The sequence below is a fragment of the Micromonospora sp. NBC_01638 genome (assembly GCF_045209745.1).
GTDB lineage: Bacteria > Actinomycetota > Actinomycetes > Mycobacteriales > Micromonosporaceae > Micromonospora.
The window spans coordinates 6546948-6573156 of the sequence record NZ_CP109273.1 but is presented as its reverse complement, the minus strand read 5'-3'; the positions used below and the strand labels follow the sequence as shown (position 1 = coordinate 6573156).

Here is a 26209-nt window from a genome sequence, read left to right as displayed (position 1 = left end):
ATGAGACTGCCTGAAACCTTCTACACCAGCGTCCGCAGCCGACTCAGCGAGGCGCTCGACGCGCGCGGCTTGGATGGCTTCCTGGCCACGTCCCCAGCGGACGTCGCCTTCCTCAGCGGCTTCTTCTACATCGCCACCGAGCGTCCGGTCTACCTCTGGATGCCGCGTGCGGGAGACCCGCTGCTGGTGATCCCGCGCCTCGACGAGGAGTACGCCGCCCAGCAGGGCGTGACCATCCCGATGGTCACCTACTTCGAGTACCCGGGCGTGGTCACCGCCGAGCAGACGCTCGCCTCGGCGCTGTCTCGTCCCGGCGGCCCGGTCCGCCGGGTCGGGGTGAGCGCCGGGGTGTCGGTCGGCGCGTTCAAGGCGCTGTCGCAGGCCATCGCCGGGGCGACCCTGGAGACCACCGACGCGGTGGCGAAGCTGCGGCTGCGCAAGTTCCCCGAGGAGATCCCGTTCCACGAGGCCGCCGCGCGGATCTGCGACGAGATGCTCGGCGCCGGGCGGGCGCTGATCGAGGAGGCGCTGGCCAGCGGGGGATCGCTGCCCCGCGAGGACGAGATCGCCCGGCACGTGATCGGCTACGGCACCGACCGGATGTACGCCGAGTACGACCTGGTCCTCTACACCACCAAACTGGCCGGCGGGCTGGTCTACGCCGGTCCGAACTCGGCCCTGCCGCACGGCCTGCCGACCCGTCGGCGGATCCAGCCGGGCGACACGCTGATCCTCTCCCTCGGCGCGGCGGTGGCCAGCCGGTTCGTGGAGAGCGAGCGCACCTTCATCATCGGTGAACCCACCGCCGAGCAGGTGCGCTACTACGAGGCCGACCGGGAGGCGCAGGAGGTCGGCACCCAGGCGATGATCGCCGGTCGTACCTGCGCCGAGGTCAACAAGATCTGCCTGGACGTGCTGCGTGAGCAGGGACTGGGCGACTACATCCGGCACCGGCAGGGGCACGGCATCGGGCTGCAGAACCACGAGGCACCGTGGGTCGAGGACGGCGACGACACCGTGCTCGCGCCCGGGATGCTGCTCTCCAGCGAGCCCGGTGTCTACGTTCCCGGCCACGCCGGCTACCGCATTTCCGACACGGTCCTGGTGCAGGAGGCCGGTCCGCGCCGGCTTACCGGCTACCCGCGCGACCTGGCATCCAACGTCATCGAGGGGGTCCGATGAAAATCAACGGCGCTGAACTGGTCGTCGAGGCGTTCGGCCCGACCGACGCACCGGCGATGATCGTGCACCATGGGGCGCCCGGTCTCGGCTCGCGCAACGAACCGAAACGTTCGTTCGGCCCGTTCGCCGACCGGATGCGGGTCATCGTCTTCGACGCCCGCGGATCCGGCGAGTCCAGCGACGACGAGCCGTTCACCCACGAGCAGTGGGTGGCCGATGTGGATGCCATCCGGGAGCACTTCGGCTACGAGAAGATTGTCATGGCCGGCGGCTCGTACGGCGGGTTCATCGCCCTGGAGTACGCCATCGCCCACCCGGACCGGGTCTCCGCGCTGGTGCTGCGGGACACCGCGGCGGACACCGCGTTCGACTACCTGGCGGTCGAGCGGGCCCGCAACACCGACCGTGGGGTGATTCCAAAGTGGGCCATCGACCGGATCGGCACCGGCCGGTTCGAGAGCAACGAGCAGCTGCGCGAGTACTGGAAGGCCATCCTGCCGCTCTACGACCACCAGCACGACCCGGCCAAGGACGAGGCGCGGCTGGCCGCCACCCGGTTCCACTACCGAACCCACAACGCGGCCTTCGGGCAGAACATGCCCCGCTACGACCTCAAGCCGAAGCTGCCGTCGATCACCTGCCCGACCCTGGTCACCGTGGGCCGGCACGACTGGCGTACCCCGGTGGAGGCCTCGCAGGTCATCGCGGACCTGGTCCCGAACGGCGAGCTGGTGGTCTTCGAGAAGTCCGGCCACTCGCCGCAGCTTGAGGAGCCCGAGAAGTTCCAGCAGGTGGTGCGGGACTTCCTGGGCAGAGCCGGGGTGCTGCGATGACCCTGTTGGAGATCGCCGACCTGCAGGTCGCGTTCCCCGGCCCGGGCGGGCCGGTCAATGCGGTCAACGGGGTGTCGCTCCAGGTCGACTCCGGACAGACCCTGGCCATTCTCGGCGAGTCCGGCTCCGGCAAGAGCGTCACCGCGCAGGCGGTGATGGGCATCCTCGACGTGCCGCCGGCCACGATTACCGGCTCGGTCCAACTGCGCGGCCGGGAGCTGCTCACTCTGCCGCGCAAGCAGCGCGACCGGCTCAGTGGTGAAGAGATCGGCATGGTCTTCCAGGACGCGATGGCCGCGCTCAACCCGGTCTTCACCGTGGGGCACCAGATCATGGAGGTGCTGCGGGTCCGCCGGGGCATGTCCAAGGGCGACGCCCGGCGCCGGGCCATCGAGCTGGTCGACCGGGTACGGATACCGGCGGCCAAGGACCGGATCCGGGACTACCCGCACCAGTTCTCCGGCGGTATGCGCCAGCGCATCATGATCGCGCTGGCCGTCTGCCTGGAGCCGGACCTGCTGATCGCCGACGAGCCCACCACCGCCCTGGACGTGACCGTGCAGGCCCAGGTGATGGAGTTGCTCGCGGAGATCCAGCGGGACAGCGGAATGGGCCTGCTGCTGATCACCCACGACCTCGGGGTGGTCGCCGAGGTCGCCGACGACGTGGCGGTGATGTACGCCGGCCGGATCGTCGAGCGCGGCACGGTCGAGCAGATCTTCGCCGGTCCGGCCCACCCCTACACCGAAGGGCTACTCGCCTCGATGCCCCGGGTGGACCGGCGCGACGAGCAGCTCTACGCGATCCCGGGCGTCCCGCCCAACCCGGCCCGGCTCCCCGCCGGCTGCCCGTTCCACCCGCGTTGTCCCCGGGCTACCGACGAATGCCTGGGGACCCTGCCGCCGCTGCGGGCACTGCCGGCCAACCGGGCCAGCGCCTGCCACCACCACGAGGAGGTGCTCGGTGCCACCCAGCGATGATGTGGTGCTACGGGTCGAGAACCTGGTCAAGCACTTCCCGGTCAAGGGGCGGATTCCGTTCACCTCCGGCGGGGTGGTCAAGGCCGTCGACGGGGTCTCCTTCGACCTGCGCCGAGGCGAGACGCTCGGCGTGGTGGGCGAGTCCGGCTGCGGCAAGAGCACGTTGGCCCGGATGCTGGTCGGGTTGGAGCAGCCCACCTCGGGCGCGGTGCGCTTCGGCAAGTCGGTGGTGCACCAGGCCAAGGGGCGTGAGCTGCGGGCGCTGCGCCGACGGATCCAGATCGTGCTCCAGGACCCGTACACCTCGCTGAACCCCCGCCGCACCATCCGGGAGATCCTGCTCCAGCCCTTCGAGATCCACCCCGACGTGCTGGACCGCCGGCGCCGGATCGAGCGGATCAAGGAACTGCTCGACCTGGTCGGTCTCGACGCCAGCCTGCACCTGGACCGCTACCCGCATCAGTTCTCCGGCGGGCAGCGCCAGCGCATCGGCATCGCCCGGGCGCTCGCGCTGAACCCCGACGTCATCGTCTGCGACGAGCCGGTCTCCGCGCTGGACGTGTCGGTCCAGGCCCAGGTGGTCAACCTGCTGGAACGGCTCCAGGAGGAGCTTGGCGTGGCGTATGTCTTCATCGCCCACGACCTGTCGGTGGTGCGCCACATCTCCGACCGGGTGGCCGTGATGTACCTCGGCAAGCTGGTGGAAACCGGTCCCGAGATCAACCTCTACGAGTCGCCCCGGCACCCGTACACCAAAGCGCTGCTCTCCGCCGTGCCGGTGCCCGATCCGGCCGGCCGTCAGCAGCGACAGCGGATCCTGCTGGCCGGCGACCCGCCCAGCCCGGTCAACCCGCCGTCGGGTTGCCGGTTCCGGACCCGCTGCTGGCAGGCGACCGATACCTGCGCCACCACCGAACCGCTGCTGGCCGTCGGTGAGCATCCGGTTGCCTGTCACTTCCCGCTGGCCGCGTAACGGCCGGTGACCGTCCTCAAAGGAGAAAGTTTCTTGCTGCAAGAACCCGCCCCCCGGCACCAGGGCCACAGGTCGTACTCGTACCTGGAGCCGCACACGGACTACCGGGTGTTCACGTTGGCGAAGGAAGTCGGTCGGGTACCGGAGCACGACCTCGGACTGAACAACGCCCAGCGTGAGCGGGTGACCCGGCTGCTCACCGAGCACGCAGCGATCTCGCTGCACGAGCACCCGGTGATCCTGCCCGAGGACGTCCGCGAACTGCGGGCCTACAACCGGACCGCGCGCCAGCGCACCGGCTACGAGGGCCTGGCCCGCTCCGGTCTGACCGCGGTCTTTGACAACTTCATGGCCGGTGCCTCCTGCGTGACCAGCGAGAACGGCTGGAAGTGGAACGACCTCATCTACGCCCTCGGGATGCGGATGAGCGACCTCTACAAGCAGGACCACGTCTTCCTGGCCACCTCGCTGGCCGACATCCACGCCGCGAAGCGGGACGGTCGGCTGGCCCTGGTCGCCGGCCTGGAGTGCAGCAGCCCGATCGAGAACGAGTTGGACCGGATCGACATCCTGTACGGCTTCGGTGTCCGCCAGCTCGGTATCGCGTACAGCCAGGCGAACATGCTCGGCGGTGGCCTCTCCGAGAAGCACGATGGTGGACTGACCCACTTCGGTCGGCGCGCGGTGGACCGGATGAACAAGCTCGGCATCGCCATCGACATCTCGCACTCCGGCGACCAGACCTGCCTGGACGTGATCGAGGCCAGCCGGGTGCCGGTGTTCATCACCCACGCCGGTGCCCGTTCGGTCTGGAACACCTCCCGGATGAAGCCGGACGAGGTGATCCGGGCCTGCGCCGAGCGGGGTGGCGTGATCGGCATCGAGGCCGCTCCGCACACCACCCTCTCCGAGGCGCACAAGCACCACTCGATCGAGTCGGTGATGGACCACTTCGCCTACTGCGTCGACCTGGTTGGCATCGACCACGTCACGTTCGGCCCGGATACCATGTTCGGCGACCACGTCGGGGTGCACAACACGTACGCCGGCAACTACGCCCACGACGCCGGCAACCGGCCGGAGCACCCTCGGGTGGAGTACGTGTCCGGGCTGGAGAACCCGGGCGAGGCGTTCGGAAACATCGTCGGCTGGCTGGTCACGCACGACTACTCGGACGACGAGATCGCCAAGGTGATCGGCGGGAACACCATCCGGGTGCTCGAACAGGTCTGGTAATGCCCTCCTGGCCGATCGGCCGAGAGGGCACCGACGAACTACACTCCGTACGCCGCTGGCGGCAACGGAGAGCGATGAGGTGAGGGCGGATGGCTCGGCGCGAAACCGCGCTACAGGCCGCGCACGGTCGGCTACGGGAGTTGATCGGCAGTGAGTTCCGGTCGGGCGACAAGCTGCCCAACGAGCGGGACCTGGCCGACCGGTTGGAGGTCAGCCGGGCCACCGTGCGTGAGGTGCTGGGCCAACTCGCCGTAGAGGGAGTGGTGACCCGTACCTGGGGGATCGGCACCTTCGTGCACGACGGCGCCGAGCGGGTGCCGGTGTCGATCGGTGACGTGACCGCGCTGCGGGACCGGATCACCGCCTCGGGCCACCAGCCGACGCTTCAGGACGCGGCGGTCAGCCGGGCGAAATGCCCGGCTGACTGCGCCAAGGTGCTCGGGTTGGAGCCGAATTCGCCGGTGTGGCGGGTCGACCGGCTCTTCGCCGTGGACGGCGTCGCGGCGGCCTGGATCCGTGACCATCTGCCGCTCCGTTTCGACGGCCGCGACCTCGACCCGTCCGGGTTGGTCAGCATCGACCTGGACATGTTCGAGTTCCTCGCCAGCGCGACCGGCATGCCGGTGCGGCGGGCGGAGATCGAACTTTCCGCCGTGCTCGCCGACGAGGAATCCACCGCCCGGCTCGGCGTGGCGGTCGGGCATCCGCTGGTCACCGCGACCCAGATCGGTTACGGGACGGATGGCGCAGCCCTCTTCCACGGGCACATTACGGTCCGCACCGATGTGCTGACCCTGCGGATCAGTCGGGGAGTGGAGCCCCAGCCGGCGCGGTGAGCGCCGACAGCGGTCAGATCAGCGGCGGCGCGACCGGCCGAGACCATGAGCGATGATGACACGGCGAGCACGGTACCCCTTGCGGATCTTGATGCCTGGATCCACCGGTGCCGTGCTCGTCAGTCACTTTCAGTGAAGACCTTGAATCTGAAAGTGCGGCTCGAGTGCCAAGTGGGTTCATTCGCCGACCCGCGATGCGGGGTCACGCATAAGTGGATTCCCGCCGTGCCCGCGTACAGTGTCGATTAATTACCCCACCGGGATAGTTGCATTCCGACAAATTGTCGTCGATGGAACTGATCACGTAGGTGCCTATCGAGTCACCCCGGCGTCGGGCAGGTGTCCCGGCGGGCCACGGGATCGGTCGGTGGGATCAGATCCAGCCGCGCAACGCCGCCTCCGCCCCGGCCTGGAAGCGGCTCTCGGCGTCGAGGCGCTGCATCAGGTCGCGGACGGTGCGGCGCACGGTGCGCTCGGAGAGCCGCAGCTGGCGGCCGATCGCCTCGTCGGTGCGTCCCTGTCGGAGCAGCCGCAGGATGGCGACGGCCTGGTCGGTCAGGCCGTGCTCGTTCGCGGTGGACGGCCGCGGGAACGGCGTGCTTTTGTCCCAGAGCATGTCGAAGAGCAGGCACAGCGCCGAGACCACGCAGTTGCCGCGGATCTCCAGCGCGCCCCGGCCAGAGCGCGGCTCGATCGGAACGAGCGCGAACTGCCGGTCGACGAGGGTCATCCGCACCGGTGCCTCCGTCATCACCCGGCTCTGCTCGCCCTGCTCGGCCATCAGCTCGGCGTACGCTCGGGAGGCGGAGTCGTGCAGCGTGCTCTCCTGGTAGATGTGCCGGATCTTCACCCCTCGGGAGAGAGCGATCCGGGTCAGCGTCTTGCCGGTCTCGATGGCCTCCGGCGGCATCGCCCGGCCGGTGGTAAGCGTCATGAAGCTCTCGGCGGCGGTGCGGGCGTGTTCGGCGAGGCGGTCCCGCACCGCGTCGACCCCCTCCAGCCGGACAATCTCCTCCCGCTCGCGGTGCGTGTCGCGGCTGGCGGCGCGGGCGAGGACCGAGGCGCGCGCCGCCTGCAGGTTCGCCTGCTGCGTGATCATCTGCTGCTCGGCCTGGTCGAGCAGGGCGAGCAGGCCGATCTGCGGGCTCACCGCGCGTAGGGTGCCCGGACGGCTGGTCGACGGCGTGATGAGCGCGCGGTCGGCCAGGGCGGAAAGGGCATCGTGGACGACCGTCTCCGGGATGTCGAGGTTCGTCACGAGCTCGTCGACGTCCCACGCCGGATGATCCAACATCGCCCAGTAGACGGCCTCGGCAGCTGCCGACACACCCAGCCGATCGAGCAAGTCGTCCTCCAATGTGTTAACCGCATGATCACATTAGTGGAATTCAGGTCCTCCGCAAGGTCTCGAAACTGATGTTCGTTTGGCGGCGAGACCATGTCCAGAGGGAGGCGAAACGATAAACGCGGGCAGGCGCACCCCCTCATCGCGACAAGTGGGTTCACCGTCCACAAATCGGCAATCTTTGAGTTCGGGTGTCCACTGGGCGTGCCGGAACCGGCCACGGCCGGAACCGGCTGCGCCCGGAGTGATGACGCGGACGACGCCCGGACCGCAAGCTCATCCCGGCACCGCAACCAGGCGGGCGGCAAACGAGGGGGTCCCCGATGCACATCAGGCGGGAGTGGACAGTCGACGCGTTCGCGATCACGGCAGCGAACACATCGTGGACCCGATTCATCGAGGTGCCCGACCCTCGCCCTGGGTTCGGCTCACCGGGGCACGCGCGTAGACCTGGTCGGCCCGGCTCAGCGGAGGCTCGCCGTGCAGCTCACCCGGATCGCGCTGCGGCCGCCGCGCGATGACCACGACCTGTCCGCCGGCGAGCTGACGGACCTGCTGTGGCTCAACGCCGCCGCGGCCGACGGTTTCCGGCACATCCATGCCCGCGCCTTCGCCGGGCAGGTGGAGGTCGCGGTCTTCACCATCGCCTCGGAGCAGGCGATCTCGGACTACATCGTGCACCGGGTCTGCCAGCGCGCGATCCGCAGCGTGCCGGCGCTGTGGGGCTGGACGGTCACCTAGCGTCCGCCCAGGCGGGGAGGTCGTGATGGAGCGCGTCGCGGTGACCCTGGCCGCGTCCGACCGGCCGGCCCGGCCCGCGGCGTTCCGGGTGCTCGGTCCGCTGACCCTCACCAACGGCGCGGACGCGCTGGTCCTGCCGCCGTCGAAGGTGACCTCGCTGCTCGCGGCGCTGCTGCTGCACCCCGACGAGGGGGTGTCGGTCGGCGCGTTGCAGCAGGCGATCTGGGGCGACGAGCGGCCCGCCTCGGCCAAGGCCGCGCTGCAGACCTGCGCGTTGCGGCTGCGGCAACTGTTCAGCCGGCACGGCATCACCGGCAGCGTGATCAAGACCGTGCCGGGGGGCTACCGGATCACCGCCACCGCCGAGACGGTCGACCTGATGCGCTTCCGCGAACTGATCGGCCGGACCCGCGACGAACCGGACCCGGAAGCGGAGCTGGCCATGCTGGAGGAGGGGCTCGCGCTGTGGAGCGACCCGATGCTGGCCAACGTGCCGTCGGAGGCGCTGCATCGCGACGTGGTACCCCGGATCAGCGAGGAGCGGGTCCGGGCGATCGAGCGCGTCTGCGACCTGAAGATCGGCCTGGGTCGGGATCGCTCCGTGCTGGTGGACCTCTGGACCGCGACCCGCGCCTACCCGGCGAACGAGCGCTTCTTCGCGCAGCTCGTCTCGGTGCTCTACCGCACCGGCCGGCAGGCCGACGCGCTGGCCGAGCTGCGCCGGGTCCGGGAACACCTCGGCAACGAACTCGGTGTCGCCCCCGGCCCGGCGCTGCGCGGGCTGGAGCTGACCATCCTGCGCGGCGAACCGCCCACACCGCCCGGCCCGGTGGCCCGACCCGCCACCGCACCGACCCGGCGCCCGGTCGCGCCCGCCTTCGTCGGCCGGGACGCGCTCGGCCGTACCATCGCCGACCGGCTCCGCGCGGGCTGCCCGATCGTGGCGCTCAGCGGCCCGCCCGGCGTCGGCAAGAGCGCGCTGGCGCGGCACGTCGGGCAGCTCGTCGCGGACGACTTCCCCGGTGGTCAGCTCCGGGTGGAGATGGGCTCGGCCACCGGGTCGGCGTCGCCACTGGAGCACGTTGAGCGGCAGCTGCTCGCCGCGCCCGGCCGGGGCGGCGGTGCCGGCGGCGGCCGGCGACTGCTGCTGGTCGACGACGTGGTCGACGCCAGCCAGGCGCGGGACCTGCCCGCCCTGTTGGAGCCCGGCGACGCACTGCTGCTGACCAGCCGGCAGAGCCTCTCCGGTCCGGTCGCGCGGCTCGGCGGCTGGCTGCACCGGGTGGAGCCGCTGGACCCCGCCGACTCGCTGCAGGTGCTCGGCGCTGTGCTCGGGCCCGAGCAGGTCGACGCCGACCCGCAGAGCGCCGGGAACATCGCGGCGCTCTGCGAACACCTGCCGCTGGCGCTGCGCATCGCGGCCACCCGGATCCTGCTGCGCGCCCGGATGAGCCTCGCGGAGGCGGTCGAGTGGCTACGCGCAGACCCGCTGGGCCGGTTGAGCCTGCCCGGCGAGCCGGACATGTCGCTCGGCTACCGCTTCGACGAGGCGCTGTCCCGTACCGGCGGGGCGCTGGCGGCGGCGTTCGTCCGCCTGGCCACCGCGGCACCCACCCCGATCACCGTGGGCCGGGCCGCGGAGCTGCTCGACGTCGAGCCGGCCACGGCCCGCGACCTGCTCGACGGGCTGGTCGACCACAGCCTGGTCGAGGAGGCCGCCGACCACTACTGGATCCGGGGGCTGCTGCGGCACCACGCCCGGGCCGCCGCCGACCGGCCCGCAGCCCACCCCGGCTCGCCACCACACCCGTACCAAGCGAAGGGATCCCTGTGATGAGCACTGCCTACGAGACGGTGGCGCAGACCCGGCCGCGGATGCGCCACGACGTGCTGTTCACCCGTACCGAGGACGGAGTGCTGTTCCACAACGCCACAAGCGGTTTCCGGCTCTCCTCCGCCACCGCGTACCGACTGGCGTCGCTGCTCGTCCCGCACCTGAACGGGCGCAGCCGGGTCGCCGACATCTGCGCGCCGCTGCCCGCCGCGCAGCGCGCCATGATCGGCGAGCTGGTGAGCGCGCTCTACGCGCGTGGCTTCGCCCGCGACACTCCCGAGGCGGAGGGCGACCCGGCGGCGATCCTCGGGTCGGCGGTGGCCGCCCACTTCGCTACCCAGATCGCCTACCTTGACCACTACACCGACCGGGCGCCGCAACGCTTCGCCACCTTCCGAGCCACCCGGGTCGCGGTGCTGGGCACCGGGCCCGTCGCCGTCGCGTGCGCCACCGGCCTGCTGCGCAACGGTGCCGCCACGGTGACCGTCGCGCCGGCGGTCGCGCCGGCGGTCGCGCCTGAGCTGGCCGAGCTGGCCGCCGCGGGCTGCGGCGCGACCGTCGAGGCGCTGCCCGCCGCCGGCGGCGAGGTCGGCTGGCCTGAGCTGGCGGCAGCGGAGATCGTCGTGGTAGCCGCCGGCGACGACGCGCCCCGCGACACCCTGCGGCTGCTCGCGGCCGGCATCCCCGCCGACCGGCTGCTCCTGCCGGCCTGGGTCGCCGGGGGGCGGATGCTGGTCGGTCCGGTGCAGGGCACGAACCGCACCGGTTGCTGGTGTTGCGCGATGCTACGGCTCGGCGACAACGACGAAACCGGCGCCGCCGGGCAGGTGTGGCGGGCTGCGGCGTTGCCGTCCGGGGCCGCGCCGGCCGCCGCCCAGCCGGACGGGCCGCTCGCGGCGATGGTCGGCAACCTGCTCGCGTACGAGGTGTTCCGGCTGACCACCGGCGCGCTGCCGGCCGAGACCGACGGCAGCGTGATCGTGCAGCACCTCGCCTCGCTCGACGTGCTGACCGAGCCGCTGCTGCCGCACCCCCGGTGTGCCTTCTGCCGGCCGGGGCCGCCGGAGCCGTCCTGGGCCGCCGTCGAGCTGGACGGGGCGCCCGTCGAGGCTGACGAGGCGGCGGACCAGTCCGCGCAGGCGCAGGCCGCGGTGGCGCAGCTCGCCGCCCACCAGCCGCTGCTCCAGCCGCACCTGGGGGTGTTCCGCCGCTACGACGACGAGCGGTGGGACCAGACCCCGATCAAGATCGGCGCGGTCGAGTTCACCGACGGCAGCGGCCGGCGCCGCACCGTGAGCGCGTTCGACGTCCACCACGTTGCGGCGGCCCGGCTGCGGGCGCTGCGGGTGGCGGCCGTCGCCGGCACCGGCCACACCGCGGTCGGCAGCGCCGCCCCCGACGATGCGCCGCGGATCGGCGCCGCCCGCCTCGGCCTCGCCTCGGGTTGGGGCGACACCGCCGTCGGCGCCTGGGGCGCGGCCCGGTCACTGCTCACCGGCGAGGCGGCGGCGGTGCCGGCGGCGGTGCTGGAGCCGTTCGGGGCGGCCAACCGCGGTCGCGGCGCGGAGCCGACCAGCGCCGGCGGGGGAGCGGGCGGCGACCTCGCCGAGGCGGTCCGGTCCGGGCTCGCCTCGGCGCTCGCCGGACACGCGCTGCGGCAGGTCGTCACCGGCCAGGCCACCGCCCGGCGGATCCGCCTTGACACCATCGGCACCGACCCCGAGCTGGTCTTCCTGACCAAGTCGGCGGCGAACCTCGGCGTCGCCGTGGAGCTGCTCGACCTCGGCGGGCAGCCCGACACCGGGATGACGGTGCTGCTGGCGCGCTCCTTCGACCCGACCCGCGGCCAGTGGTCGTCGGCGCTGGCCGCCGACCCGGCGTGGACGGCGGCGGCTGTGGCGGCGCTGCGCGACGTGCTGGGCCAGGCGCAGTTGCGCGTCCAGGACCCCAGCGCGGTGCCGGATATCGGTGACCCCGTGCTCGTCGACTTCGACGCGGGCACGGTGCCGGTGCACGGCGAGGCGGATGCGGCCGCCGGGGTGGTCCACCGCTGGGCCGACGTGCTGGACCGGCTGCGGGGGCACGGGTACGACGTGCTGGTGACGCCGGTCGGCGGCGGGGACCTGGCCGCGGGCGGGCTGGTCGCGGTAAAGGTGCTGCTGGCCGCCGGGGACGACCGATGAGCGGCGGCGGGTCCGCGACCGACGAACTGGTCTGCGCAGGGCTGGCCCGGCTGCTCGCCGAGCGGGGCTGCGACGCCGAGGTGGTCGCGCTGGGGGTCCGCGACGAGCTGAGCGCAACCGCCCGGCCGGCGGGCACGCCCCGGGTGCTGCTCTACGGGCAGCTGGCGTTGCTCGGGCCGATGCCGCCGACCGCGGCCTGCCCGACCTGCCTGGCGCGCCGCTGGCAGGCGGTACGACATCGCGACCTGCGCGACGCGGTCGAGCTGGGCGGCGACACCGTCGCGGCGGGCCCCTGGCCGTACGCGACCCCGTTCGTCGCGGACTTCCTGCACGCCCTGATCGAGGCGTACCGCGCCGCCGGCGCTGCCCCGCACGGGCCCGGTGCCCCCAACGCCGCCGCAGGGGGCGCCGGCATGGTGCTCCAGGTCGACCTGTCCACCCTGCGGGTGCACCGGGCTGCGCTGCTGCCCGACCCGGAGTGCCCGAGCTGCGGCGGCAGGGTCGCCGACGAGCCGGAACTGGCCACGATCGAGCTGTCCGCCACCCCGAAGTCGGCACCGGGCACATTCCGCAGCCGAGACCTGGACGACTACCCGCTGAACGTCGAGGCGTTCGCCAACCCGGTCTGCGGCGCGCTCGGCGCCACCCTGTGGCAGGACGTCACCTCGCTCTCCACCTCCCCGGCGGTCGGCTCGTTCACCCTGCGCAGCGGCCGTTACCTGCGGGAGACGCTGTACGGCGGGCACGCCGACGGCTATCGGCGCAGCGCCCGAATCGCGGTGCTGGAGGGGCTGGAGCGCGCCGCCGGCCTGCGCCCGCGCGGCAAGCGCACTGCGGTCACCGCGACCCTACGGGAGCTGGGCGGCGACGCCCTGGACCCGCGCGAGTGCGGGGTCTACACCGACGCGTTCTACCAGGCCAACCCGTACCTGCACCGGTTCGACCCGGACCGGCCGATCACCTGGGTCTGGGGCTGGTCGCTGCGCGACCAGCGCGCGCTGCTGGTACCGGAGATCCTCGTCTACTACCACGCGGCGAGTGTCGAGGAGCGCTTCGTGCAGGAGACGTCGAACGGCTGTGCCTCCGGCGGATCGCTGGTGGAGGCGGTCTACCACGGCCTGATGGAGGCGATCGAGCGCGATGCGTTCCTGCTGGCCTGGTACGGGGGCCGGTCCCTGCCGGAGATCGACCCGGCCAGCATCGACCGGCCGCAGACCCGGATGATGATCGACCGGCTGGCCATGTACGGCTACCGGGCCCGGTTCTTCGACACCCGGATGACCTTCGACATCCCGGTGGTGACCGCGGTGGCCGTCCGCGAGGATGCCGGCCTCGGCACCCTCGCCTTTGGCGGCGGGGCGAGCCTCGACCCGCAGGCCGCGATAACCGCGGCGCTCTGCGAGATCGCCACCGACTCGGTCATGGTCCGGATCCGCGCCGGTGCCGACGAGCCCCGGCTGCGCCGCATGGTGACCGACTTCTCCCAGGTGCAGGGCCTGCACGACCACCCCCTGCTCTACGGCCTGCCGGAGATGGCGCGACACGCCGCGTTCCTGCTGAGGCGCGGCCCCCGGCCGGTGCCGATGGCGCAGTTGTACGAGCGGGACCGCCCCGCCCCGCCGGTCACCGCAGACCTGCGCGACGACCTCGAACACTGCCTGAAGACGGTGACCGCGCAGGGCTTCGACGTGATCGCCGTCGACCAGACCACCCCCGAGCAGCGTGATCTGGGCCTGGCGACGGCGAGCGTGGTGGTTCCGGGGCTGCTGCCGATCGACTTCGGCTGGCTGCGCCAGCGCGCCCCGCACGCGCGGCGGCTGCGGACCGCGTTCCGCACCGCCGGGCTGCTCGACCGCGACCTGCGCGACGCCGAGATCCACTCCGTTCCCCACCCATTTCCGTGAGGTGCTGCCATGACGCCTGAAAACCCCGGCTTCGCCCACGCGTACGCGACCGCGATCCTGCGCCGCGGCCGTGAGCCGATGCCTCCGGTCGACTTCACCCCCAACTGGGGCGACGCACCCCGGCGCGGCAAGTACTACCCGCACGCCAGCACCTTCGGTCTGCCCGCCCCGCCGACCGCCGGCGGCGACCTGGACGCCGCGCTGCGCGGCCCGGGCGACGCCGACGAGCCGTTCACCCTGCCGCTGCTGTCCGGCCTGCTGCAGCACTCCTACGGGCTGCTCGGACGGCGGCTCGGCATCCAGGCCAACACCGACCTGGCCGCGCTGCCGTCATACGCGCACGCCAACTGGCACCGCGGCACCGCCTCCGGTGGTGGCCTCTATCCGTGCAGCGTCTACTGGGTCGCCGGACCCGGCGCCGGAGTCATCCCGGGCGTCTACTACTACGCGCACGCCCGGCACGCGATGCAGCGGCTGCTCACCGGCGACGTCAGCGCCCGGGTGAACGCGGCGGTCGACCCGCCCCGCCCCGCCAGCCAGTTCCTGGTCATCGGAGTGAAGTACTGGCAGAACGCATTCAAGTACAACAACTTCTCGTACCACGCCGTGTCGATGGACGTGGGCACGCTGCTGCAGACCTGGCGGCTCTGGGCCGGCGCCCAGGGCCGGCAGATCCGGCCGGTGCTCTGGTTCGACCAGGCCGCCGTCGCCGAGCTGCTCGGGCTCGCCCCCGACGACGAGGCGCTCTTCGCCGTCGTACCCCTGGCCTGGGCCGCGCCCGCCCCCGCCGGCCCGGCGGAGTCGGCGCCGCAGCCGGCGACCGCCCGGGTCCGTCACCGTGACCAGGAGCGGTCCCGAACCCGGCTCAGCTTCGACACCCTGCAGCAGATCAACCGCAGCACCGCCGCAGCGGTCGACCGGCCCTCCACCGGGGCGCTGGCGCCCGCCGCCGCCCATCCGACGCCGCCGGGCGGGACCCGCCTGCCGCTGCCCACCGCCGCGCCGATGACGCTGCCCGTCGAGGCCGCCCTCGCCGCCCGCCGCAGCAGCTTCGGCCGGTTCCTGGCCCGCCGGCCGATGGCGACGGAGCAGCTCGCCGCGCTGCTGCAGGCCACCGCCGCCAGCACCGTGCCGTCCGAGATCGACGGCCCCGCCGATGGCGCGTTGGCCCGGATCTACGCCTTCGTCAACCACGTCGCCGGCGTGCCCGCCGGGGGGTATGTGTACGACCCGCAGGAGCACAGTCTGGTCACTGTCACCAGTGGCCCGCCAGGGGCGTTCCTGCAACGCAACTACTTCCTGGCCAACTACAACCTGGAACAGGCCGCGGTCGTGCTCGTCCCGACGGTGCGTACGCACGCCGTGCTGGACGCCACCGGCGACCGGGGCTACAACCTCGTCAACGCCACCGTCGGCGCGATCGCCCAGACCTTCTACACCACCGCCGCCGCGCTGCGCCTCGGCGCGGGGGTCGCGCTGGGCTTCGACAGCGTCTCCTACATCGAGGAGCTGAAGCTCACCGCAAGCGGCGAGTTCCCGCTGCTCATCATGCTCGCTGGCGACGACCGCGGGCAGCTCGGCGACTACCGTTACGAGCTGCGGTGACCCCGGCCGTGTTGTCGCAGAGTCCGTCGCGCAGCGCCGCCCCCGCCGGCTGGCGCACCGGCGCCTACTTCACCGCCCGGGTCGCCGGCCTGCCACTGTCGGTGGTCGATTCGCTGCGCTGCCCGACCGCGTGCACCTGGGTCGACGAGGTGCTCGCCCTGGAGCATCAGCTCGCGGCTGATGGGGCGCAGCTCAGCCAACTCCTCTACGAGCTGGTCAACGACAACGAGGACGAGTCGGCCCGGCGGCGGCTGCTGACGCTGCGCCGGCAGATCTTCAACAACGTCCTGCCGGCCGCGCCCGAGCCTGCGCTCGCCGCGGTCGAGCAGACCCGACCGGAGGCCCTACCCGCCGTGCGGCGCTGGCTAAAGCGACGGGCGCGGCTCGCGCAGCGGCACGACGAGGGGGGCGCGATCTTCGCCGCCGACGTCACCCGGGCCCGCGCGCAGCTGTGGCGGCTGGCCGACGAACCGCGCCTGCGCGGCGGGCTCCAGCTCGCCTCACCGACCCTCGACGAGCAGCTCGCCGGCGGGGCCCCGCCGGAGCTGACCCGGCCCGCCAACAAGCGGACCCGCCGCGTCGAGCGCTCGCTGCTCTCCTACCTGTACCGCACCGCGTGCAAGACCAGCCCGTTCAGCACCTTCACCGCGGTCGCCCTGGGCCGCTTCGCTGACACCGGGTCGGGGCTGGAGATCACCGTCGGCGAGCAGTGGCAGCGGCACGTCCGGCTCAACGTCGTCCTGATCGCCCGGCTCGCCGACCTGATCAGCGCCGATTCGCAGCGCCGCGGCGACCTGTCGGTGGCGCTGAGCCCGGGGTGGCGCCGCGACGCCGACCGGATCCGCTACGTACGGCACTGGGTCACCGCCGGCGACGACAGCGCCGCGGTCAGCTTCGACTCGGTCCGCGACGGCCTCTTCTTCCTACGCCGCAGCGGCGTCCTGGATGAGCTCACCGCCCTGCTCAAGGAGCGCGGCACGATCCGCTGCGCCGACCTGGTGGACCGGCTCTGCGCGGAGACCGGGGCAGAGCGAACCGACGGCGAGGCGTACCTGTCGACGCTGCTGCGGCTGGGCATGCTCCGGCTGGTCGGCCTCGACACCGACGTGCACGTCGCGGACCCGATCCGGGTGCTCGCCGGTACCCTGGGGCGGCTCGACCGGCCATGGGCCGAGCGGCTCGCCGGCCGGCTCCACGAGATCACCGAGCTGGTCGACGCCTACCGGGACGGCGACCTCGGGCAGCGCCGCGAGCTGCTGCACCGGCTGCGGGCCGCGCTGCGCGCGGTGATGCAGTCGCTGGGCGAGGAGAATCCGCCCTTGCCGCAGACGCTGCTCTACGAGGACAGCCGGGTCGCCGGCGAACCCGTCGCCGTCGCTGCCGAGCCTTGGCGGCGGCTGGTCGGTGCGGACCTTGCCGCCGTGGAGCGGGTGCTGCCCGCCTTCGACCAGAACCTGCCGCACCGGATCATGTTCCACGGGTTCTTCCTGGCCCGGTTCGGCGTCGGCGGCCGCTGCGATGACCTGCTGCGGCTGGTCGAGGACTTCCATGACGACCTCTACGACCAGTACTCCTCCTTCACCGCGGGGCGCCGCCCGTTCGCCGACGACGGCAGCTACAGCCCAGAGGAGAACTGGCTGGGCCGGCCCGAGATGACCGCGCTCGACCAGGCCCGGCAGCTTTTCGCCGGGCGGCTGGCCGCGCTCGCCGACGCCGACCCGCAGCGCAATGAGCTGCCGCTGCCGGCCGAGCTGCTCGACGAGGTGGGAACGCTGCTCGGCGACACCACCCCCGGTGTCCACCCGCAGGGGCACTTCGTGCAGCTGGCGCTGCGTGAACCCGACCCGCTGCTGGTGCTCAACCAATCCTTCGGTGGGCTCTCCTTCCCGTTCAGCCGGTTCACCCACTGCTTCGACGCGGACACCCCGACCCTCGCCGAGCGGCTGCGCGCCCAGGCGGCCGAGGTCACCCCACCGGGTGTGGTCTTCGCCGAGCTGACCGGGGGCGCGGCCACCACCAACCTGAACCTGCACGCCCGGCTCACCGACTACGTCATTGTCTGCCCGGGCGAGACCAGCAGCGTCCCGGCCGAACGGCAGCTCACCCTCGATGACCTCTACCTGGTGCACGATCCGGAAACCGACCGGATCGTGCTGCGCTCCACCCGCCTCGACCGGGAGGTCGTGGCCGTCTACCTGGGTTACCTGGTACCGATGGCCCTGCCGCAGATCCCGCGTACCCTGCTGCTGCTGTCGCCGGCATCGATGGTGCGCCTCGACGTGTGGCGCGGGGTGCCCGCCGCGGCCACCGCCGACGGGGTCACCACCCGGCCCCGGCTGCGCGCCGGCAACGTCGTGCTCAGTCGCCGCAGCTGGTCGGTACGGGTACGCGACCTGCCCGAAACGGGCGACCCCGGTGTCGACCCGGCGGCGTTCCTCGACTGGCGCCGGTGGCGGGCCCGACACGGGGTGCCCGAGCAGGTCTTCGCCACCGTCTACCCTGCCGACCCGGGTCGGCTGGTGACCAACCCGAAGCCGCAGTACGTCGACTTTGGCAGCCCGCTGTCGATGCAGGCGCTGCGGGTCGCCCTGGACGGGCCGGACGACCGGGTCGTACTGCGTGAGCTGCTGCCCGCAGCCGACGAGCTGGCCGCCCACGGTGAGCACGGCGGGCACGTCAGCGAGCTGGCCGTGGAGACCTTCCGCACCGAGGAGAGGGAGACCCGATGACCGCGACCGCCGCCGCGCCCACCGACGCCGAGCACGCCGCCGACCCGCGCGGGCAGTGGCTCGCGCTGCACGTCTTCTACGCGGCCAACCCGCAGCCGCTGCTGGTCGAGTGCGTGGCGCCGCTGATCCGGGAGCTGACCGAGCAGGACCTGCTCGCCGGCCACTTCTTCATCAACTACTGGCTGGAGGGGCCACACGTGCGGCTGCGGCTGCGGCCGCGTACCCCGGCCGACGCGCCGGCGGTGCGGGCGCACGCCGAGGCGGCGGTCAGCCGGTTCCTCGCCACCCGCCCCGCGCTGTACACGATGGGCGCCGGCTACCTGCGGGAGCTCTACGACATCCTCTTCGCGCTGGAGTTCCCCGCCGGTCGGCCGGCGGAGCTGGTTGACGCGAACGGGCAGATGCTGCTGCAACCCAACAACTCCTACAGCTACCGGCCCTACGAGCCGGAGTACGGCAAGTACGGCGGGCCGGCGGGCATCAAGGTCGCCGAATGGCACTTCCAGCACTCCAGCGACACCGTGCTGCGGGCCATCTCGTCGATGAACCTGCACCTGCGCCCGGTGCTGCTGGGCACCGCCGCGCAGCTGATGGCGGTGCTCGCCGGCACGTTCCTGCCCCACCGGGAGGAGCTGGTCGGGTTCCTCGACCGGTACCACCATTTCTGGCACCGGGCCTTCGCCGGCACCAGCCTCATCGGGGTCGACGAGTACACCCGGATGTACGACAGTGTCGCCGGTGAGCTGGGCCGCCGGGTGCGGCAGATCCTCGCCCTTGTCGCGCAGGGCGAGACTCAGCGCCTGCCCGGGTTTCTGCGCGACTGGGCCGAGCACGCCGTCCAGCTCCGGGAGAAGGTGCTCGCGCTGGCCGCCTCCGGTGAGCTGACCGTCGGCGCGTGGAGCGGAGGCGGCGACCGGGTCATCACCGACCCGGGGGAGGCGCTCGCGTCGCTGCTCTCGCCGTACCTGCACATGACCAACAACCGGCTGCACGCCACCATCCGCGACGAGGCGTACCTGTCCTACCTGCTCGCCAGGGTGCTGCGTGAAGAGGCGGTGCCGGCGTGACCGGTTCGGGCCTGCTGGCCAAGCGCCCCCGGCTGCGCGAAGATCTGATCTTCTCGCGGCCGTTGCAGCGCGGCCCCACCACGGTCTATCTGCTCAAGGACCGGCGCAGCGGCCGGGCGTTCGAGATCGCGCCAAAGGAGCAGTTCCTGCTGTGCCGCCTCGACGGCGCCCGGTCGCTGGCTGAGGTCGGCGCCGAGTACGCCGCCGAGTACGGTCGTCGCCTCGGCGACGAGCACTGGACCCGGCTGCTGTGGCTGCTGCACGAGCGCGAACTGCTGTCCGTGCACCCCGCCGGTCCGGCCACCGCGCCCGGCGGCGACGGCGAGCGCGCGGCGGCCGGCCCGGTGCGGCCCGGCGCGCTGGGCCGGTGGGCGCGCCGGCTGCGGTGGCTGCTGCGCCCGGCGGTCTTCGCGCTGCTCGCCGTGCTCGTCGCCGCCCTGCTCGCGGTGGTCGGGCTGCGACTCGGCCCGCTCTGGCAGGCTGCCCGCCCCGCCTTCACCGACCCGGTCAGCCTCGTCACGCTGGCGCTGCTCGCCTGGTTCGGCGCGGCGCTGCACGAGTTCGCCCACGCGCTGGTTGCCGTCCACTTCGGTGCCACCGTCAACCGGATCAACCTGATCACCCTCACCTGCAAGATCGAGGATTACCTCTACCTTCCGCAGCGATCCCAGCAGGTGATGATCGCGGCGGCCGGCGCGGTGGCGAACGGGCTGGTCCTTCTCCTCGTCGGCGCGGCCCTCACGGCGCTGCCGGGTGCCTTCGCCGGCCGGCTCTTCAGCGCGTACGTGCTGGTCGGCGCTGCCCAGACGTTGGTCAACGTCATCCCCCTGCCGCCGCTGGACGGCTACAAGATCATCAGCCACCTGCTGGGCCTGCTGAACCTGGCCCCGGAGAGCCGCCGCTACCTGACGACGGCCCCCCGACGGCTGCTGCGCCGACCCGGCCCGCGCTACCCGCGACGGACCGCGGTCTTCCTCGGACTCTTCGCCGCGTGGTGGTTGCTCGCGGTCGCCGCGGTCGCCAGCGTCGTGATCTTCTTCGTGGGCGCACTGCTCCAGCCCGATTTCGGCGCGCTCGCCTACGTTCCGCCCGCCGCGATCGTCGGCCTGACGATCGCCGGCTGGCTGGCCCGGCCACGTCGGGAACGCCCCGCGGACCGGACCCCGTCGCAACCACTCAGTCAGGACAACCAGTGAAAGGCGAGCCGATGTCACCCACCGACGGTCCAGCGATTGTGCTGGACGCCGTAAGTAAGTCGTATGGCGAGGTCAGGGCGGTCGACGAGATCTCCATCACGATCGGCCGCGGAGAGTTCTTCGGTCTGCTCGGCCCCAACGGCGCGGGCAAGACCACGCTCATCGAGATGATCGAGGGCCTGCGTACCCCCACCACCGGCAGCGTCACCGTGCTGGGCATGTCGCCGGCCCCGCGCAACCTCGACCTGCTGCCCATGATCGGTGTGCAAACCCAGCGCTCGGCGTTCTTCACCCGGCTGACCGCCCGCGAGCACCTGGTGACGGTCGCCGCCCTCTACGGCCTCCCCCCGACCGCCGCCGAGCGGGCGCTGGAGCTGGTCGGGCTGACCGGCTCGGGCGACGTCCGAGTCACCAACGTCTCCGGCGGTCAGCGTCAGCGCCTCGCCATCGCCTCGGCGCTCGTGCACGACCCGCAGGTGATCTTCCTGGACGAGCCCACCGCCGCGCTGGACCCGCAGGCCCGCCGCGACCTCGGCCAGATGCTGCGCAAGCTCAAGGCGATCGGCAAGACCATCGTCTACACCACCCACCACCTCGACGAGGCGCAGGGGCTCTGCGACCGGGTCGCGATCCTCTCCGCCGGGCGGATCCTCGCCCTCGACACCCCCCGCGAATTGATCGCCCGCTCCGGCATCGGCACCCGCCTGGTCGTCCCCGCTGGCCGGCTCAGCGCGGAGCAGGCCGGCAGCCTCGACGGCGTCGACGGAGTCGGCGTTGAGGATGACGTGCTCGTGCTGCGCACCACGCATACCGCCCGGGTGCTCGCCGCCCTCGGCGCCGAGGCCGACCTGGACGATGTGGAGACTCGGCCGGCCACCCTGGAAGACGTCTACCTCGACCTGATCGGAGCGCCGCAGGCATGAGCGCATACGCCGCACTCTCCCGAGCCACCTACAAGGCGACCGTCCGGGACGCCACGACGCTCTTCTTCACCTTCGCCTTCCCGCTGGTCTTCCTGGTCATCTTCGGGCTGATCTTCCGCGACCAGGAGGTTAGCGACACCGGCCGCGGATACGTCGACTACATCGCGTCGGGCGTGCTCTCCTGGGGTCTGGCCAGCGCAGCTCTCTTCGGGGTGTCGTTCACCCTGATGCAGTGGCGCAACGACGATCTGTTGCGCATCATCCGGCTCTCGCCGACCAGCATCTGGTCGGTGATCGGCTCCCGCTACGTCGTCGCGCTGGGCATCGGGGTGGCGCAGAGCCTGCTCTTCGTCGGCGTCGCCATGCTGCCGCTCTTCGGCATGCGCCCGGATCCCACGTGGCCGCTCTCTATCCCGATCATGCTGCTCGCGGTGACGGCGTTCCTCGCCCTCGGCCTGATCGTCGGCTCCCGGGCGAACACCCCGGAGGCGGTCGCCGCGATCGCCAACTGCATCGTGGTGCCGATGGCCTTCCTCTCCGGCTCGTTCTACCCCCTCGAGCTGATGCCGGGCTGGCTGCAGGGGATCTCCCGGGTGCTGCCGCTGCGCTACGTCAACGACGGCATGGCGTATGCCTTCACCGGCGCCGGCACCCTGAACGACTACTGGCTCTCCTGCGCCGTGCTGGTCGCCTTCGCCGCCGTATTCGTGGTCATCGGGGTACGGACCTTCCGCTGGAGCAACGACTCATGACCGCCACCGCGGCGGCGGCAGAGCGCCCTGCCCCGCTCTCCGCCGCCGCGGCTCGGCTGCGGGAGCACCTGCGCCGCCGCTGGACAGCGCAGCCGGTGGGCGGCGAACCGCGGGTGGTGACGCTGGGCGACACCGACGCGCTCGCGGCGCCCGCCGCGGCCGAGCCCGACCGGCGCGACGCCACCGTGCACCTCAGCGCCACCGCCGTTCTGATCGGCCCGGCCGGCGGCCCGGCGGGCCGGGCTTGTGGGCATTGCCTGGCCATCCGGTGGCAGCGGCTGCGCACCCGCAGCGAACGCGACGCCCTGGAGGTCGGCGACCAGATGACCGCGGTCGGCCCGTGGCCGCAGCTGACCACCTACCAGCTCGACGCCGTCTGGGGCCTCTACCGCGCCGTCCACACCGGCCCGCCGCTGCTGCCGCCGCAGAGCTGGGACCGGCACAGCAGCCCGCTGCCCCGGGTCAGCCAGCTCGACCTGGGCAGCCTGCGGGTACGCAGCTACCCGATGCTGGCCGAGCCGCGCTGCCCCAGCTGCTCCGCCGCGCGGCCCGACACCCCCGACGGTCCGGTGCTCGCGCAACAGCCCCGGCCCAAGCCACGCCCCGACGCGTACCGGCTGCGCGCCCCGGGCGGCTACCCGCTGCCGGAGGCCGCGCTGGTCAATCCGGTCTGCGGCGCGCTGGGCGCGGGCACCCAGCTCACCATCACCTCACCGACCACCGCGCCGGTGACCGGCAGCGTCTTCATCCGCGGCTACGGCGGGCTGCTCGACGTCTCCTGGAGCGGCCAGTCCACCGGCTACGACGCGAGCCGCTCGCTGGCCTACCTGGAGGGGCTGGAGCGCTACGCGGGCACCCACCGTCGGCGCAACGTCACCCCGGTCGTCGCCGCGTACGCCGACCTCGGCGCGGAGGCGCTGCACCCGGACCGCTGCGGCAGCTACCCCGACGCGGTTTACGACGCCGACCCGATCCTGCGCCAGTTCGACCCGCAGCGGCCGATCCCCTGGGTGTGGGGGCAGAACCTGCACACCGGCAAGCCCGTGCTGGTGCCCCGCCGGCTCTGCTTCTACAGCTCGCCGGCCGCAGGCGACACCTTTCTGCTCTCCTCCTCCAGCGGCTGCGCCACCGGCAGCTGCCTGGAGGAGGCCGCCCTCTTCGGGCTGTTGGAGCTGATCGAGCGCGACGCGTTCCTGCTCGCCTGGTACGGCAACCTGACGCTGCCCCGGATCGACCTCGACACCTGCCCGCCGGCGGTGCGCGCGATGGCCGACCGCGCCGAGCTGCAGGGCTACCGCCTCTACGCCTTCGACAACCGGATCGACCTCGACGTACCCGTGGTCACCAGCCTCGCCGTCCGCCACGACGGCGGTCCCGGCCTGCTGTCGTTCGCCGCTGCGGCGCACATCGACCCGGAGCAGGCGGTCGCCGGCGCGCTCGCCGAGGCGCTCACCTACATCCCCCACCAGCCCGGCACGGTCCATCGGCGTCGGGCCGAGCTAGAGCGGATGGCCGACGACTACACCCTGGTCCGTCGGCTGCCGGACCACTCGGCGCTCTTCGGCCTGCCGCGGATGGCGGTGCACGCCGAGAGCTACCTCGACGGCGGTAACGCGCTCCCCGCCGGGCAGGTGTTCGCCGGCTACCGGCCCCCGGGCACCCGGGACCTGCGCGACGACCTGCACCGGGTGCTCGATCTGCTGGGCGCGCGGGGATTGGAGGCGATCATGGTCGACCAGAGCACGCCGGAGCAGGAGGCGGTGGGGCTCCGCTCGGTCTGCATGATCGTGCCCGGCCTGCTCCCGATCGACTTCGGCTGGATCCGGCAGCGGGCACCGCACCTGCCGCGGCTGCGAACCGCGCCCGCGGCGGCGGGCCTCGCCGACGCCGAACTCACCGACGCCGACCTCCGCCTCGTACCGCACCCCTTCCCGTAGCGCCGGTCTCGCGGGCGGGACGGAAGCCGCAGTGCCGCGAGGTCTGCGGCGACGGCGCGGGCGTGTCCGCGCCGGTAGTGGACACCACGCCGGGCACGCAGAGACGTCGGGCCGCCCACCGGGCGGCCCGACGTCGTTTCGCCGTGGCTCAGGCCGAGCAGCTGGTGGTGGAGGTGGTGCTGCTGCAGGTCGAGGTGGTGCCCGACGAGGAGCAGGAGGCGAGGATCGCCTCGGACGCGTCGGCGTAGTCGGAGATCGCGAAGGTCTCCGACTCCAGCTCCAGGATCTCCTCGGCGAGGGCGTTGAGGTCGGTTTCGGGCGCCATGGTGACTCCTATTGTTCGGTGTCCGGCCGGCTCGTCCGGCCCCGCCACAAGCACACCTCAGCGCGCTCACCGATCGCCCACGGCCGCCATCGCAAACCGCTGTCATCCGATGTCAGCAAAGTGACAGCGGCCTGAGCTTGGCTGACGCCATGGCACCACCCGGAGCGCAGACCGCAACCCGCCCCGCCGGCCCGACGGTCGATCCGGAGACCGTCGCCGACGCGACCCGGCTCTACCGCGACCTGCACGCACATCCGGAGCTTTCCGGGATGGAGGAGCGCACCGCCGCCCGCTTCGCGGCCGCGCTGGGCAAGATCGGCTGCCAGGTCACGACCGGAGTCGGCGGGCACGGCGTCGTCGGCGTCCTCGGCAACGGGGCGGGCCCGACCGTGCTGATCCGGTCGGAGCTGGACGCGCTTCCGGTCGCCGAGGAGACCGGCCTGCCGTACGCGAGCACCGCCACCGGCGTGGACGCCGACGGCCGGACCGTACCCGTCATGCACGCCTGCGGGCATGACCTGCACCTGGCCGCGGCAGTCGGCGCGGCCGCCCAACTGGCCCGGGACCGGGACGGCTGGCGGGGCACGCTGCTGATCCTGGGGCAGCCGGCCGAGGAGACCATGCAGGGTGCGGCGGCGCTGCTCGGCGACGGCCTCTACGAGCGGTTTGGCCGCCCCGACCTGCTCCTTGCCCAGCACGCCGCGCCGCTACCGGCGGGCATGGTGGCGCACGGCGCCGGCCCGATGACGGCCGGCTGCGTCACCCTGAACATCACCGTGCCCGGACGGGGCGGGCACGCCGCCACCCCGCACCTCTGCGTGGACCCGGTGGTGCTCGCCGCGAACATCGTCGTGCAGCTGCAGGCCGTTGTGGCCCGGCAGGTCAGCCCGGCCGATCAGGTGGCGCTCACCGTCGGCACGCTGCGCGCCGGCGACCATCCGGGAGTCATCGCCGAGCACGCCACCCTCGGGGTGACGATCCGGGCGTTGCACGAGCCGACGCTGGACCACGTGCTGTGCAGCGTGACCCGCACCGTCCGAGCCGCCTGCGAGGCCGCCGGCAGTCCGCGCGAGCCGACGGTACGGGTCGTCTCGCGTACCCCCGCCTATGTGGGGGACCCGGCCGCGACCGCCCGGGTGCGGGCCGCCCACGAGCGGGTGTTCGGGCCGGAGCGGGTCGGCTGGTGGCCGCCCTCCCTGGCGTCCGAGGACTTTCCGCTGCTGACAGCCGGGGGGATGTCGAGCTGCTACTGGATGCTCGGCACCGTCGGGCCGCGCCAGTGGCGGGCGGCGCCCGGCGCAAGCGCGGCCGAGAAGCTCGGCAACCTGCCGACGAACCACAGCCCGGCCTTCGCGCCAAGCGTCGAGCTGGCGCTGCCGGCTGGTGTGGTGGCCCTGGTGGCCGCCGCCCGGACGCTGCTCGCCACGGATCCGCGACCGTCGGGCGCCGCTGCCCCGCCGTCGTTGCCCCCGGCACAGCCCGCAGCACCGGAGCCGGAGGCGGCGGCGTAGGGGCCGGACCGGGCCGATTGAACCAGTAGCGGGCACGTGTTACTTTCCGGCAGGAAGCGGATCTTCCCTCTCGCGAGCGACGCCTCCGGGCGAGTTGCGCCGCCTGCTGTCGCCGGG

The 26209-nt window shown here is 72.5% G+C and carries 19 protein-coding genes and 1 pseudogene; 18 read left to right on the top strand and 2 right to left on the bottom strand.

The window, feature by feature from the left end:
- From OG811_RS30595 to OG811_RS30570, 6 genes are all read left to right on the top strand, one after another.
- The gene (locus OG811_RS30595; protein WP_406070701.1) at positions 1-1182 is read left to right on the top strand and encodes a M24 family metallopeptidase; all 1182 of its coding nucleotides are present in this window, start codon (positions 1-3) and stop codon (positions 1180-1182) included.
- Positions 1179-2015 carry an alpha/beta fold hydrolase gene (locus tag OG811_RS30590; RefSeq protein WP_406070700.1) on the top strand — a complete coding sequence of 279 codons (837 nt, stop codon included), beginning with the start codon at positions 1179-1181 and terminating at the stop codon, positions 2013-2015. Before OG811_RS30595 ends, OG811_RS30590 begins: the two co-directional genes overlap by 4 nt.
- Complete coding sequence (locus tag OG811_RS30585) at positions 2012-2995, top strand: ABC transporter ATP-binding protein (RefSeq protein WP_406070699.1); 984 nt, start codon at positions 2012-2014, stop codon at positions 2993-2995. The genes OG811_RS30590 and OG811_RS30585 overlap by 4 nt, the downstream gene beginning before the upstream one ends.
- Positions 2979-3968, top strand: a complete 990-nt coding sequence (locus OG811_RS30580; RefSeq protein WP_406070697.1) for an ABC transporter ATP-binding protein — start codon at positions 2979-2981, stop codon at positions 3966-3968. The genes OG811_RS30585 and OG811_RS30580 overlap by 17 nt, the downstream gene beginning before the upstream one ends.
- A gap of 33 nt (positions 3969-4001) precedes the next feature.
- Positions 4002-5204: a dipeptidase gene (locus OG811_RS30575; RefSeq protein WP_406070696.1), complete on the top strand. Its 1203-nt coding sequence runs from the start codon at positions 4002-4004 to the stop codon at positions 5202-5204.
- An 89-nt stretch (positions 5205-5293) separates the two neighbouring features.
- Entirely contained in the window at positions 5294-6040 is a 747-nt protein-coding gene (locus tag OG811_RS30570; RefSeq protein WP_406070695.1) for a GntR family transcriptional regulator, read from the top strand.
- A 373-nt stretch (positions 6041-6413) separates the two neighbouring features.
- Here the strand turns inward: OG811_RS30570 and OG811_RS30565 are convergent, their stop codons facing one another.
- Positions 6414-7385 (bottom strand): LuxR C-terminal-related transcriptional regulator, encoded by a 972-nt coding sequence (locus OG811_RS30565; RefSeq protein WP_406075987.1) that lies wholly within the window; start codon positions 7383-7385, stop codon positions 6414-6416.
- 480 nt (positions 7386-7865) lie between these two features.
- Between OG811_RS30565 and OG811_RS30560 the strand changes: the two genes are divergently transcribed.
- Genes OG811_RS30560 through OG811_RS30510 form a run of 11 tightly spaced genes read left to right on the top strand, consistent with a single transcriptional unit; the run spans position 7866 to position 24256 of the window.
- A complete protein-coding gene (locus tag OG811_RS30560) occupies positions 7866-8126 on the top strand; it encodes a hypothetical protein (protein WP_406070694.1) in 261 nt (86 codons plus the stop codon).
- Positions 8127-8151: 25 nt separating this feature from the next.
- On the top strand, positions 8152-9960 hold the full coding sequence (locus tag OG811_RS30555; RefSeq protein WP_406070692.1) for a BTAD domain-containing putative transcriptional regulator: 1809 nt from the start codon (positions 8152-8154) through the stop codon (positions 9958-9960).
- A complete protein-coding gene (locus tag OG811_RS30550) occupies positions 9960-12143 on the top strand; it encodes a TOMM precursor leader peptide-binding protein (RefSeq protein ID WP_406070691.1) in 2184 nt (727 codons plus the stop codon). The genes OG811_RS30555 and OG811_RS30550 overlap by 1 nt, the downstream gene beginning before the upstream one ends.
- Positions 12140-14047, top strand: a complete 1908-nt coding sequence (locus tag OG811_RS30545) for a TOMM precursor leader peptide-binding protein (RefSeq protein WP_406070689.1) — start codon at positions 12140-12142, stop codon at positions 14045-14047. The genes OG811_RS30550 and OG811_RS30545 overlap by 4 nt, the downstream gene beginning before the upstream one ends.
- Positions 14048-14056: 9 nt before the next feature.
- Positions 14057-15652: a nitroreductase family protein gene (locus OG811_RS30540; protein ID WP_406070688.1), complete on the top strand. Its 1596-nt coding sequence runs from the start codon at positions 14057-14059 to the stop codon at positions 15650-15652.
- Between the two features lie 8 nt (positions 15653-15660).
- On the top strand, positions 15661-18381 hold the full coding sequence (locus OG811_RS30535) for a lantibiotic dehydratase (RefSeq protein ID WP_406070686.1): 2721 nt from the start codon (positions 15661-15663) through the stop codon (positions 18379-18381).
- Positions 18378-19448, top strand: coding sequence for a lantibiotic dehydratase C-terminal domain-containing protein (locus OG811_RS30530; protein ID WP_406070685.1), 1071 nt, complete (start codon positions 18378-18380; stop codon positions 19446-19448). The genes OG811_RS30535 and OG811_RS30530 overlap by 4 nt, the downstream gene beginning before the upstream one ends.
- Positions 19445-20644 (top strand): peptidase M50, encoded by a 1200-nt coding sequence (locus OG811_RS30525; RefSeq protein WP_406070684.1) that lies wholly within the window; start codon positions 19445-19447, stop codon positions 20642-20644. The genes OG811_RS30530 and OG811_RS30525 overlap by 4 nt, the downstream gene beginning before the upstream one ends.
- Positions 20641-21567: an ABC transporter ATP-binding protein gene (locus OG811_RS30520; protein ID WP_406070683.1), complete on the top strand. Its 927-nt coding sequence runs from the start codon at positions 20641-20643 to the stop codon at positions 21565-21567. The genes OG811_RS30525 and OG811_RS30520 overlap by 4 nt, the downstream gene beginning before the upstream one ends.
- Entirely contained in the window at positions 21564-22319 is a 756-nt protein-coding gene (locus OG811_RS30515; protein WP_406070681.1) for an ABC transporter permease, read from the top strand. The genes OG811_RS30520 and OG811_RS30515 overlap by 4 nt, the downstream gene beginning before the upstream one ends.
- Entirely contained in the window at positions 22316-24256 is a 1941-nt protein-coding gene (locus OG811_RS30510) for a TOMM precursor leader peptide-binding protein (protein WP_406070680.1), read from the top strand. Before OG811_RS30515 ends, OG811_RS30510 begins: the two co-directional genes overlap by 4 nt.
- A gap of 148 nt (positions 24257-24404) precedes the next feature.
- On the opposite strand, the gene OG811_RS30505 is transcribed toward OG811_RS30510, so the two are convergent.
- Entirely contained in the window at positions 24405-24581 is a 177-nt protein-coding gene (locus OG811_RS30505; RefSeq protein WP_073827725.1) for a thiazolylpeptide-type bacteriocin, read from the bottom strand.
- A gap of 149 nt (positions 24582-24730) precedes the next feature.
- Here OG811_RS30505 and OG811_RS30500 point away from each other — a divergent pair.
- Positions 24731-26008 (top strand): annotated as a pseudogene (locus OG811_RS30500) (amidohydrolase); the annotation flags it as partial.
- Positions 26009-26209 lie beyond the last annotated feature (201 nt).